Genomic DNA, 11,794 nt, shown 5'->3' with positions numbered 1-11,794 from the left:
CTGCCCGGCTCCTCCCGAGTGTGCGCTTTTTTTGCCGCAGCGCAAGATGAACTTGCGCGGTGCACCACCGCCGTCGTCTCGGCGAAGGCCGGGACCCATAACCACCGGCTATAGTTATACGGAAGGTGTCTGCCAACGCCTTTCGTCGATAGATCACGCGGTATGGGTCCCGGCCTTCGCCCTAGGGCATGCACAGATCTCTGAAGGACCATCCAGCGGCTGCGGCGTGGAAGTATTGCAGGCCGTGTTTCATAGTGATGGGGCCCGGCGGTTTGGACGATGGATAGCCGTCCCAGCCGCCGAGCCGGCCGATAATCCAGGCGGCCCAAGCGAGGCTGTCAGGCGGGTGCGGGTTTCTCAGCCGCTTGCTTTGGGCTTCGAGGTTGCGATTGAGGGCGGCAAGTGTAGCGACTTCCCCAGCATTGAAGGCAATTCGGACAGACTGGTTGTCGCGACCATCGCGCGCCTGCACAAGCTGAAGGGAGATGACTGCCGCCTTGGCCGCGATCGCGACCAGCTTGAGAAGCCGCTCGGCGGTCCCGATCTGACTGTCTTCGAGCTTGAGGCCTTGTGTCTTCAAGATGCGGAAGAACTGCTCGATCAGCCACCGCCGCTTGTACCATTCGATAATGCGCCAGGCCTCTTCTGCATTCGTCACCGGATGCGTGGTGAGCAGCCGCCAGTGCAGCGGCTCGATCCCGGCCTGCGGCTCGATCTCGCGCACATCGACCAGGATCAAGGGTAGGCTTTTCGGCAGATGGCGCAGGAACTTGGTTTGCGGTCGGGCCAGTTCGACGGCGCCGAAGCGCAGATCGAGAAGCGCAGCCCGCTCAGGCCGTTGTGCCCGCGCAGGCAATACGATGGTCCGTTGTTCGATGCTGGTCATGGCCTCGCTGGCCGCATACAGGCCACAGCCATCCGCCAGCTTGCGATCATGCATGCTCCGGGCAATGACGTGGAACTGGTGTTCTGCGGCGCAGGCGTAGAGCGCGAAGATGTCGCTCTCGCGGTCGCCCAGCATGGTCACCATCGCAGCCTTCGCCAACAGCGGCTTGGCTGCCAGAGCGGTCGCGATCCAGCGTTGCGATTCTTTGTCCTTCAGATCGCGATTGTCGTGCGAGACGGTGCGGCGGCCCTGGCGGGTCCAGATCTCGCCGTGCAACAGGCCAAGGCAGCAGCCGCTTTCCGCGTCTGCGGCCAGCATCGGGTGCAGCAACACCCCGCGGGTGTTGCCATGACCGATCTCGCCCAAGCCACGCCGGTTTTGTGCCTTGGTGGCAAAATTGATCTCGCTGGTATCCTGGATCGCCAGCACATGGCGGCCTTCGGCCGCCATTACCGTACCATCGCTCCAGCTTTCGATTATCCGCGTCGTCGTCACCTTGGCATTGCCGAGAAAGCGGTTGAAGCGCACCTCCCGGGCACGCATGCCTCCTGCCAGCCGTCGCAGGCAGACATCCTTGCCCGCGACCATGCATTCGACGAGCGCCGCCCCCCTTTATCGAGGCGGAGATCCCCGAACCGACCTAATGACCAGTCAATTTGCGCCAGCATGTCGACACCTCCGCCAAAGCCGAAGTGCCGCAATATGAATCACACGAAATACCGATTCGGGAATCCCCACCCAACTAGATGTGTGCATGCCCTAGGGCCTTCGCCGGGACGACGGCGAGGTTTGCGGCGCTAGATCCTCCGCCCCGCCCGCTCCCAATACGGGTCACGCAGCCGGCGCTTGAAGATCTTTCCGGAGTCCTCGCGCGGCAGGTTGGTCTGGATCTCGATGTGCTTGGGCACCTTGTAGTCGGCGAGCGCGGTCTTCAGCTGGGCACGGACCGCTGCGATGTCGAGCGTGACACCCGGTTGCGGCTCGACCACCGCCATCAGCGCCTCGCCAAATTCGGCGTCGGGAATGCCGAACACCGCGCAGTCGTGCACACCGGGCACCGCATGCAGCACGGCCTCGATCTCGGCCGGGTAGATATTGACGCCGCCCGAGATCACCATGTCGCGCTTGCGGTCGCAGATGAAGACGTAGCCGTCAGCGTCGATATAACCGACGTCGCCGGAGGTGATGAAGCCTTCGCGGTCGATCTCGGCACGCTTCTCGGACTTGTTGTGATAGGTGAAATCCGGATTGCCGGCGATCCGCGAATAGATCTCGCCGATCTGCCCCTGAGGCACCTCCTTGCCGTCGTCGCCGATGAAGCGAAGCTCGGCGCCGGGCGAGATCTTGCCGACCGTGCCGGGCTTCTTCAGCGCATCTTCCGAGGTCGCGAACGTCACCGCGCCCGACTCGGTCGAGCCGTAGAATTCGTAGATCACCGGTCCCCACCATTCGATCATGGCGCGCTTGACATCGGCCGGGCACGGCGCCGCGGCATGGATGATATGGCGCAGCGACGACATGTCGTATTTCTTCCGCACCTCTTCGGGCAGCTTCATCAGGCGGATGAACATGGTCGGCACCATGAAGATGGTGTCGATCCGCTCGCGCTCGATCAGCGCCAGAAATTCCTCCGCGTCGAAGCGCGGCATCAGCACCAGCGCGCCGCCGAGCCGGCCGGAGCGCAGTCCGAAGGAATTCGGCGCCGAATGATAAAGCGGTCCCGGCAGGATCGCGCGTGCCCCGGGCTTCAGCCCGTAGATCATCGCCCGCATCGCTTCCGCATTAGCGGTCTGTTCCGGCGTCGGCGCGAAACGGCGGACGCCCTTCGGATGGCCCGTGGTGCCCGAGGTGTAGATCATGTTCTGCGGCTGCGGCACGACGGGGCCGTCGTAACGCGGGAATTGCGCCAGCCAGGATTCGAAATCGATCGCGAAATCCGGGGTTCCGAGATGATCGGGATTGATCTTGTAGCTGGAGAGAATTTCCGGCGGCGTCGGCACGCTGAGCACGGTGACGTCAGGCGGGATCGCGCCGCGCAGCGGATGCAGCATGTCGGCATGAGCGATCAGGACCCGCGTGCCGGAATCCGTCAGCACGTAGTTGATCTCCTCCGGCTTGAAGTGCCAGTTGACCGGCACGCCATAGGCGCCGAGCCGCATCGCAGCGTAGGCGGCCTCGATGAAGGCGATGTCGTTGCGCATCAGCATGCAGACGCTGTCGCCCGGCTTGACGCCGAGCTTGGCAAGGCCGCTGGCGATACGGTCGACCCGTTCGGCGACCGCAGCGTGATCACGCCTGCGCTCGCCGGAGATGATGCCGAGGAAGGGCTGGGACGTTTCGCTCATTTTGTTCTTGTTCTTTGTTGTCGGTTAGCAGGGTTGGTTGTGTCCGCCATAGCCGAGAGAACCCGGCCATGACGCCAGCTCGTCATCACGCATCCGCGAATTTCGGCGCGCGCTTCTCCAGATTGGCGCGCACGGATTCGGTCTGGTTCGGACTGCCGAGCAGCTTCTGCTGCTCGACGGATTCCGCGAGCAGCGCGGCCGCCGGATCGACCGACAGATTGTTCAGCAGGCGCTTCGCGGCACGGATCGCATCCGGGCTCTTGCCGGCGATCTCGCGCGCGACCTCGAGCGCAGCGGTGCGCGGGTCGTCGCAGACGCGGGTGGCGAGGCCATAGCTCTGGGCCTCCTGCGCCGAGAAGATGCGGCCGGTATAGGTAAGCTCGCGCAGGATATCGTCGCGCACCAGGCTCGCCAGGATCGGCGTGCCCGCCATGTCGGGGACGAGGCCCCACTTGATCTCCATGATCGACATCCGTGCGTCGGTTGAGAGGAAACGCATGTCGGCGCCGAGCGCGAGCTGGAAGCCGCCGCCGAACGCAACGCCATGGACCGCGGCAATCACCGGCACCGGGAGCTGGCGCCAGCCCCACACCGCCTGCTGCGGAAAATTGGCCTTGCCGTGGGTGCGGATCGTGAGATCGCGCTTCTCGCCGCCCGGCACTCCGTTACCGCCATCCTTCATGGCGGCGAACCGGCCCATGTCGAGGCCGGCACAAAACGCCCGGCCCTCGCCGGACAGCACCACGACCCGAACCCCTTTTTCCTTGGAAAGCCGGTCGGTTGCGGCGACCAATGCCTCGAACATCGCGGCATCGAGCGCGTTCATCTTGTCCGCCCGCACCAGGCGGACATCGGCGATACCGTCTGAAATCGATATCGAAACGCGATCTTCCATTGAAATCTCCTCCGCTGATCCTCGTTGGCGCTTTACAGAAAGGCCGTTGTCCGCTTTTAGTCAATCGACCAATTAACTGACAACCCCCGTGGAGGAAACGATGTTTAGCAATCAGCTTCTTGCCGGGCGGCGCATCCTGGTAACCGGCGGCGGCACCGGCCTCGGAAAGGCCATGGCCACCCGGTTCCTGCAACTCGGGGCCGAGGTCCATATCTGCGGCCGCCGCAAGAGCGTTTGCGACGAGACCGCCACCGAGCTGATGGCCGAGCATGGCGGACGCGTGGTCAGCCACGGCGTCGATATCCGCAATGCCATGGCGGTCGACGAGATGATCGACGCGATCTGGACCACCAGCGGTCCCCTCACCGATCTGATCAACAACGCCGCCGGCAATTTCATCTCGCGCTCGGAAGAGCTTTCCGCGCGAGGCTTTGATGCCGTGGCCAACATCGTGATGCATGGCACCTTCTACGTGACGCACGCGGTAGGCCGGCGCTGGATCGCCGGCGGCCATCGCGGCAACGTGGTGTCGATCACGGTGACCTGGGTGCGCAACGGCTCGCCCTATGTGGTGCCGTCGGCGATGAGCAAATCGGCGATCCATGCCATGACCATGTCGCTCGCGGTCGAATGGGGCCGTCACGGCATTCGTCTCAACACCATCGCGCCCGGCGAGATTCCGACCGAGGGCATGAGCAAGCGCATCAAGCCCGGTGACGAGGCCGGCGCCCGCACCAAGGCAATGAACCCGATGGGCCGCGTCGGCACCATGGAGGAATTGCAGAACCTCGCGGTGTTCCTGATCTCCGGCGGCTGCGACTGGATCAACGGCGAGACCATCGCCATGGACGGCGCGCAGGCGCTCGCGATGGGCGGCAATTTCTACCAGCTCCGCGACTGGAGCGACGACGACTGGACCAAGGCGCGGGAGTCGATCAAGGCCCAGAACGAGAAGGATCGCGCGGCGCGAGGGTAAGGCCCGCGTTCTTGCTGCAATCACCGCCGTCGTCCCGGCGAAAGCCGGGACCCATAACCACCGTTGCGCGTCGTGAAGCTCGCTGCGGCCCTAGCGTCGCGCCACATTAACATTCGTGGTTATGGGTCCCGGCTTTCGCCGGGACGACGGTGTGGACGCGTCCTGCACCATCCCCCGTATTGTTTTTCCCGCGCGATGCAGCCACACTCCGCGCCAACAAAAAACATCACGGGGGAAACATGTCCAACGCGCCGAAACTGAGCAACCTTGCCGACATGGTGCGCGACCGCGCGAAGAGCCGCGGCGATGCGCTGGCCTATGAGTTCGAGGGCCGGCAGACCTCTTTCGCCGAATTCGACGTCAAGACCAACCGCGTCGCCAACGCGCTGATTGCGATGGGCATCAAGAAGGGCGAGCGCATCGCCTATCTCGGCAAGAACAGCGACTTCTATTTTGAATTGCTGATGGGTGCGATGAAGGCCGGCGTGGTGATGGCGCCGGTGAACTGGCGCCTCGCGGGCCCCGAGGTCGCTTTCATCGTCGACGACTGCAAGGCGCCGGTGCTGTTCGTCGGCCCCGAATTCATCACCCAGGCGCGCAACATCAAGGACAAGCTGCCGAGCGTTCGCAGCATCATCACGACCGAGGGCGGCGCGCCGGAATGGCCTGACTTCGTCGCCTGGCGCGACGCGCAGAGCGGCGACGATCCGCGCGTCGTGATCGAGCCGAGGGACATCGCAATCCAGCTCTACACCTCCGGCACGACCGGCAAGCCGAAAGGCGCGATGCTGTCGCACGCCAACTTCCTCAACCTCGTGCAGAGCGGCAACGAAGCCGACAAGCCCGACTGGAACAAATGGACCACCGACGACGTCTCGCTGGTCGCGATGCCGATCTTCCACATCGGCGGCTCCGGCTGGGGTGTGATGGGGCTGTACCACGGCGCCCGCGGCGTGATCGCGCGCGAGTTCGACCCGACCAAGGTGCTCGACTTCTTCGAGCAGTCCGGGATCACGAAACTGTTCATGGTGCCGGCGGCGATGCAGTTCGTGGTGCGGCAGCCGCGCGCGCGACAGGTCGATTTCTCACGCCTGAAATACATGCTCTACGGCGCTTCGCCGATCCCGGCGGCGCTGCTGAAGGAGTGCATCGAGGTCTTCAAATGCGGCTTCGTGCAGATGTACGGCATGACCGAGACCACCGGCACCATCGTCGCACTACCGCCCGAAGACCATGTCGAAGGGCTCGAGCGGATGCGCTCGGCCGGCAAGGCGGTGGCCGGCGTCGAGCTCGCGATTCTCGACGAGAACGGCAAGCCGCTGCCGCCGCGCGAAGTCGGCGAGATAGCCACCCGCTCCGGCTCCAACATGACCGGCTACTGGAATCTGCCCGAGGCCACCGCGAAGACGATCGACGGCGACGGCTGGCTGCGCACCGGCGATGCCGGCTACATGGACGAGGATGGTTATCTCTACATCCACGACCGCATCAAGGACATGATCATCTCCGGCGGCGAGAACATCTATCCGGCCGAGGTCGAGAGCGCGCTGTGCGATCATCCTGATGTCGCCGAAGCCGCCGTGATCGGCATTCCCGACGACAAATGGGGCGAGGCGGTGAAGGCCGTCGTGGTGATGAAGCCGGGCAAGAGCGCGACCGCGACCGACATCATCAACTTCACCCGCGAGCGCATCGCCGGCTACAAGACGCCGAAATCGGTCGACTTCATCCCGGCGCTGCCGCGCAACCCGTCGGGCAAGATCCTGCGGCGCAGCCTGCGTGAACCGTATTGGGCGGGCAAGGACCGGCAGGTGAATTAGCCCACACTGTCGTCCCGGCCAAGCGAAGCGCGAGCCGGGACCCATAACCACCGCTGTCCGTTGCGGCATAATGCTGGGGCCACAGCTTACCGCATCAACGACCTCTCTTGGTTGTGGGTCCCTGCTTTCGCAAGGACGACGGCGGAGAGAGTCATCACGCCTTCTTCTTCCTCCCCCCGCAACACCCGCCCGCGCTCCTGCGCCTCCTCCGCCCAGGCTCAGTGCTTGCTGGCTCCCATGTAGCCGAACAGGAAGCCCGCCACCTTGCGCTTCTGGATCTCCTCGCTGCCTTCGGTGATGCGATAGCGGCGATGGTGGCGGTAGATGTGCTCGAACGGCTTGTGGCGCGAATAGCCCATGCCGCCATGCACCTGCATCGCGCGGTCGGCGGCCTCACAGCACAGCCGGTTTGCCCAGAAATTGCACATCGAGACCCGGTCCGACAGCGTGTGCTCGACCTGGGCCTGGGTCAGCTGATCCATCTCCCATGCGGTCTTGCGGATCAAAAGCCTGAGCATCTCGGCCTGAGTCGCAAGCTCGACCAGCGGCCACTGAATCGCCTGGTTCTCGGCCAGCGCCTTGCCGAACGGTTTTCGCTCACGCGCGTACTTCACGCTCTCGTTGATGCAATAGACCGCAGCGCCCAGCGAGCTTGCCGCCTGGCGGATGCGGTTCTCATGGACAAAGCATTGCGCCAGCGACAGGCCGCGGCCGACCTCGCCGAACTGCGCATCCTCAGGCACGAACACGTCGGTGAAGCTGACCCGCGGGTGATCGGTCGGCATGTTGAAGGTCCACATATACTCCTCGACCTTCACGCCCGGCGACTTCGCCGGCACCAGGAAGCAGCTGATGCCGCGGGCGTCGCCGTCATTGCCCGAGGTGCGGGCGAACAGCGCGCAGTGCGTGGCGACATGCATGCCCGTCGTCCACATCTTCTCGCCGTTGATGATCCAGCCCTTGACGTTGTCGCGCGTGGCCTGGACCGCCTTGGTCTCCATATGCGTCGCATCCGAGCCGTGGTCCGGCTCCGTCAGACCGAACGTGATGCGGTACTTGCCGGTGATCGAGCCGTCGATCATCGCCTTCTGCTCGTCGGTGCCGTAGCGGTCGAGCATGGTGACGATCGGCAGGTTGCCGACGATCGAATGCTCGTTCTGCAGATCGTTGTGCAGGCCAAGCCCCTTCGAGGCGAAATGCTCGCGGATCACGGCCATCCAGAGATTGGAGCCGTCCTTGCCGCCGTAACGCTTCGGGATCGCAAAGCGCAGATGGCCGGCGGCGTCGGCCAGGTTCTTGACCTTGCGCAGCAACAGCTCCCATTCATGGCGCGGCAGGCCGCCCTTGTCGAAATCGGTGCGCGCCCATTCGCGGCGATGATCGAAGAAGCGGATGTTGTCGTCAGCCGCTTCCAGCGGCTTGATCTCGCGTTCGATGAATTGGTCGAGCTCGGCGAGATAGGCTGTCAGGTCAGCCGGCAGGTTGAAATCCAAGGCGGTCTCTCCCGAAGATATTGTTGATTCTGGTTTTGCGTTTAGGCGCTACTGCGCATCCGCGTTCGGATCGATTAAGGTGAGAAGCGCGCGGCCAAGTCAAGCAGTCGAGTGAGGCTTGCACGCGCGGTCGCCTTGCGCAATTGGATGGCATGGAACGGCACGCAGGCGCTAGGATATCGCCCATATTCTTCGCCGCAGAAAATCGACGGGAGCAAACATGGATCTGAAATTCTCCAAGGTGACGCGCAAGGGTCCCATCACCATCGTGACGCTGTCGCGGCCCGAGGTTTACAATGCGCTGCATATCGACGCGCATTTCGAGCTCAACAAGGTGTTCGACGAGTTCTCCGCCGATCCCGAGCAGTGGGTCGCGATCGTCACCGGCGCCGGCGAAAAGGCGTTCTGCGCCGGCAACGACCTGAAATGGCAGGCCGCCGGCGGCAAGCGCGGCTGGGACAAGGGCGGCTTCGCCGGCCTCACCAGCCGTTTCGACTGCGACAAGCCGATCATCGCCGCGGTCAACGGCGTCGCGATGGGCGGCGGGTTCGAGATCGCGCTGGCCTGCGACCTGATCATCGCCGCAGAGAATGCGACCTTCGCCTTGCCCGAGCCGCGCGTCGGCCTCGCTGCGCTCGCCGGCGGCGTGCACCGGCTGCCGCGCCAGATCGGCCTGAAGCGCGCCATGGGCATGATCCTGACCGCGCGCCATGTCAGCGCCAAGGAGGGCCTCGAGCTCGGCTTCGTCAACGAGGTGGTGCCGCAGGGCGAGGCGCTCGCCGCCGCCGAGCGCTGGGCCGAGACCATCACCAAGAACTCGCCGATGTCGATCCGCGCCTCCAAGCAGGCGATCCAGAAGGGCCTCGAAGTCTCGCTCGAACAGGCGATCGCCGAGCAGCGCGAATATCCCGCGGTGAAGGCGATGGCCGCCTCGCAGGATTACATCGAGGGCCCGAAGGCATTCTCGGAGAAGCGTCCGCCGAAGTGGCTGGGGCGGTAGCTGCTCCCTCCACTCGTCGTCCCGGCGAAGGCCGGGACCCATACGCCGCAGCCAGTGTTGTGAACGGGATCGTCGTTCCGGCAGTGCGAGACAACCGGAATTTGTGGTTATGGGTCCCGGCCTTCGCCGGGACGACGTCGGATACATTGCGGCCAATTGAGCGCAGCGATACCCATCCTACGTTTCGAGTTCCCTCTTGTAGGACGCGTAGTTCGGCTGATCGACGGCGAGCTTGTCCATCGTGGTCTGCCAGAGATGTTCTGTCAGCCCTGGCGTTGTCAGATCGACCTCGCCGCTGGCGATCTTCTCCGATAGCGCGCGGTTCAGCTCCATCAGCGTGCCGTCGGCGCCGAGCAGTTGCTTCAACCGCGCAGCCTCGGTCGCATCGCCTGCCTCGGCGAGCGCGAGCTGCCGCGTCACCAGGTCCAGCGCATTGATCCCGACGCGCAGCTTGAAGCTGTTGTGGCCCTTGATGACAGGCGCGATCTCGTTGCGCAGGAAATCGGCAACGGCCTTGATCAGTTCGGTGGGTGTCGGTTCGTCCTGCATCTCAACGACCTCTCGGTGCGAGTAGCCTCAGCAGATCGATCTCGGTCTCCGATGCGCGGCGCCCGATCATCGCGCGCTCCATCGAGTGATCGGGGCCGGAGCGGAAGCGCTGCATCATGCCGCAGCACATCACGCCCCAGCGCAGCGTGCCCATCACTTCCCAGAACATCACGCGGTCCGGATCGGCCTTGCGACCGGCCTCCTCGTAGCCCGCGAACAGATCCTCGCGCGTGCCAAAACCGCCGACTGGCTTGTCGATCTCGCCGAAGCGCCAGGAATTGACGCAGATCCAGCCGAGATCTTCCATCGGGTCGCCGAAATGCGCGAGCTCCCAGTCGAGGACCGCACGTACCCCGTCGGGGGCGATGATCAGGTTGCCGTGGCGAAAATCGCCATGCACCAGCGTCACCTCGGACGACGGGCCGGGATCGTGATCGCGCAGCCAGCGCAGCGCCAGCTCGAACACCGGCCGCGGCCAGTTGAAGCTGCGATACTCGCGGGAGAGATCCTCGATCTCCTTGGTCGCCGTCAGGCTGCGCAGCTTCGGCAGTCTCGCCTGCGGCAGGCCATGGATGCCGGCGATGACGCGGCCGAGCTGGCGCGCCAGGATCGGCCGCGCGGCCGCATATTCCTCGTCGCGCAAAATTTTCCGCGCGATGGTTTCGCCTTCGACCCGCGCCATGATGAAGCCGCGGCCAAGGCCGTCCTCCGGCCTCAAGACGTGCATCACCTTCGGCGACGGCAGGCCCGCGTCATGCGCGAGCTGCATCAGCATGGCCTCGGCATCGAGGCCGGCGGCGCGGCCGGGCGCGGCGCCGTAGCCCGGCGGCGCGCGGCGCAGGATCGCGCCGATCGTGCCGTCCGGATGCACGATGTCGAACGTCCAGGTCTCCTGGCTGGCGCCGCCGGAGAGCTTTGCCGCGCCGGTGACGCCGGTCGCGCCGGGATGAAACGTGGCGACGCAGCGGCTGAGTTCGGTCTCGATCATTTGCCCTTGAACTTCGCCGGCCGCTTCTCGAGGAACGCGGTGACACCTTCCTTGAAATCCTCGGCGCGGCCCGCGATCCGCTGCGACTCGCATTCCAGATTGAGCTGATCCTCGAGGGTGTTTTCCGGGCTGTCCCAATAGAGCTTGCGGATCAGCGACAGCGCGATCGTCGGGCCGTTGGCGAGATCGTGCGCGAGCTTCATGGTCTCCTCCATCAGCGCGGCGTCGTCATAGACGCGGTTGACGAGGCCCCATTCCAACGCCTTCTCGGCCGGCAGCCGCTCGCCGAGCAGCGACAGCTCGACCGAACGCGCCTTGCCGATCAGCCGCGGCAGCAGCCAGGTCGAACCGCAATCCGGCACCAGGCCGATGCGGCGGAACGCCTGCAGGAAATAGGACGAGCGCGCGCACAGGATCAGATCGCCCATCAATGCAAAACTCATCCCGGCGCCGGCGGCCGGTCCGTTCACCGCCGTCACGATCGGACAGTGCAGCTTACGCAATCGGCGCAGGAACGGATGGAACGCGGTCTCCAGCGCCGCGCCGGCGTTGCTCCGGCCGGGCTTAGCCTGCGTGTTGCGGCCCTGCAGATTGGCGCCGGTGCAGAAGGCGCGGCCGGCGCCGGTGATGACCAGGCAGCGCACCTCGTCGCGCTTGTCGTCGATCGCATCGAGCGCCTCGGCAAGGCCGCCCAGCATGTCGATCGAGACCGCGTTCATGACTTCCTGATGGTCGAGTTTGAGGATCGCGACCGATCCGTCGAAGTCGAGCGTGACGTGCTTGAACTGCATGGTTTCCTCTTTACGTTGTTGCGGCCGTTGGTACCGCGGCAGGTCGATGTT

Annotated in this window: 10 protein-coding genes; 3 read left to right on the top strand and 7 right to left on the bottom strand. The window is 64.6% G+C overall.

From position 1 onward, the window contains the following. Nucleotides 1-181: 181 nt before the first annotated feature. The 3 genes from JQ507_09595 to JQ507_09585 all read right to left on the bottom strand — a co-directional run bounded on the left by JQ507_09595 (nucleotide 182) and on the right by JQ507_09585 (nucleotide 4,126). Nucleotides 182-1,474: an IS4 family transposase gene (locus tag JQ507_09595; protein QRI71700.1), complete on the bottom strand. Its 1,293-nt coding sequence runs from the start codon at nucleotides 1,472-1,474 to the stop codon at nucleotides 182-184. A 209-nt stretch (nucleotides 1,475-1,683) separates the two neighbouring features. Then, nucleotides 1,684-3,231, bottom strand: a complete 1,548-nt coding sequence (locus JQ507_09590; GenBank protein QRI71699.1) for an AMP-binding protein — start codon at nucleotides 3,229-3,231, stop codon at nucleotides 1,684-1,686. Nucleotides 3,232-3,316: 85 nt separating this feature from the next. Continuing rightward, entirely contained in the window at nucleotides 3,317-4,126 is an 810-nt protein-coding gene (locus JQ507_09585; GenBank protein ID QRI71698.1) for a crotonase/enoyl-CoA hydratase family protein, read from the bottom strand. Nucleotides 4,127-4,226: 100 nt separating this feature from the next. On the opposite strand from JQ507_09585, the gene JQ507_09580 reads away from it, so the two are divergent. Both JQ507_09580 and JQ507_09575 read left to right on the top strand, forming a co-directional pair. After that, on the top strand, nucleotides 4,227-5,102 hold the full coding sequence (locus JQ507_09580; GenBank protein ID QRI71697.1) for an SDR family oxidoreductase: 876 nt from the start codon (nucleotides 4,227-4,229) through the stop codon (nucleotides 5,100-5,102). Nucleotides 5,103-5,341: 239 nt separating this feature from the next. Continuing rightward, entirely contained in the window at nucleotides 5,342-6,922 is a 1,581-nt protein-coding gene (locus JQ507_09575) for a fatty acid--CoA ligase (GenBank protein QRI71696.1), read from the top strand. A gap of 218 nt (nucleotides 6,923-7,140) precedes the next feature. On the opposite strand, the gene JQ507_09570 is transcribed toward JQ507_09575, so the two are convergent. Continuing rightward, a complete protein-coding gene (locus JQ507_09570) occupies nucleotides 7,141-8,415 on the bottom strand; it encodes an acyl-CoA dehydrogenase family protein (protein QRI71695.1) in 1,275 nt (424 codons plus the stop codon). A gap of 220 nt (nucleotides 8,416-8,635) precedes the next feature. Between JQ507_09570 and JQ507_09565 the strand changes: the two genes are divergently transcribed. Beyond that, nucleotides 8,636-9,415, top strand: coding sequence for an enoyl-CoA hydratase/isomerase family protein (locus tag JQ507_09565; GenBank protein ID QRI71694.1), 780 nt, complete (start codon nucleotides 8,636-8,638; stop codon nucleotides 9,413-9,415). Between the two features lie 177 nt (nucleotides 9,416-9,592). On the opposite strand, the gene JQ507_09560 is transcribed toward JQ507_09565, so the two are convergent. Genes JQ507_09560 through JQ507_09550 form a run of 3 tightly spaced genes read right to left on the bottom strand, consistent with a single transcriptional unit; the run spans nucleotide 9,593 to nucleotide 11,743 of the window. Further along, entirely contained in the window at nucleotides 9,593-9,964 is a 372-nt protein-coding gene (locus JQ507_09560) for a hypothetical protein (protein ID QRI71693.1), read from the bottom strand. Between the two features lies 1 nt (nucleotide 9,965). Next, nucleotides 9,966-10,952 (bottom strand): phosphotransferase family protein, encoded by a 987-nt coding sequence (locus tag JQ507_09555; protein ID QRI71692.1) that lies wholly within the window; start codon nucleotides 10,950-10,952, stop codon nucleotides 9,966-9,968. Continuing rightward, entirely contained in the window at nucleotides 10,949-11,743 is a 795-nt protein-coding gene (locus JQ507_09550; GenBank protein ID QRI71691.1) for an enoyl-CoA hydratase/isomerase, read from the bottom strand. The genes JQ507_09555 and JQ507_09550 overlap by 4 nt, the downstream gene beginning before the upstream one ends. Between the last annotated feature and the right edge of the window lie 51 nt (nucleotides 11,744-11,794).

This window comes from Bradyrhizobium sp. PSBB068 (genome assembly GCA_016839165.1).
Classification (GTDB): Bacteria; Pseudomonadota; Alphaproteobacteria; order Rhizobiales; family Xanthobacteraceae; genus Bradyrhizobium.
This window is presented reverse-complemented; position numbering and strand designations above follow the sequence as displayed.

Excerpts from the sequence above, each read along its gene's own strand:
- JQ507_09595 (QRI71700.1), bottom strand. The coding sequence starts at position 1,474 with ATGGTCGCGGGCAAGGATGTCTGCCTGCGACGGCTGGCAGGAGGCATG.
- JQ507_09590 (QRI71699.1), bottom strand. The coding sequence starts at position 3,231 with ATGAGCGAAACGTCCCAGCCCTTCCTCGGCATCATCTCCGGCGAGCGC.
- JQ507_09585 (QRI71698.1), bottom strand. The coding sequence starts at position 4,126 with ATGGAAGATCGCGTTTCGATATCGATTTCAGACGGTATCGCCGATGTC.
- JQ507_09580 (QRI71697.1), top strand. The coding sequence starts at position 4,227 with ATGTTTAGCAATCAGCTTCTTGCCGGGCGGCGCATCCTGGTAACCGGC.
- JQ507_09575 (QRI71696.1), top strand. The coding sequence starts at position 5,342 with ATGTCCAACGCGCCGAAACTGAGCAACCTTGCCGACATGGTGCGCGAC.
- JQ507_09565 (QRI71694.1), top strand. The coding sequence starts at position 8,636 with ATGGATCTGAAATTCTCCAAGGTGACGCGCAAGGGTCCCATCACCATC.
- JQ507_09560 (QRI71693.1), bottom strand. The coding sequence starts at position 9,964 with ATGCAGGACGAACCGACACCCACCGAACTGATCAAGGCCGTTGCCGAT.
- JQ507_09555 (QRI71692.1), bottom strand. The coding sequence starts at position 10,952 with ATGATCGAGACCGAACTCAGCCGCTGCGTCGCCACGTTTCATCCCGGC.
- JQ507_09550 (QRI71691.1), bottom strand. The coding sequence starts at position 11,743 with ATGCAGTTCAAGCACGTCACGCTCGACTTCGACGGATCGGTCGCGATC.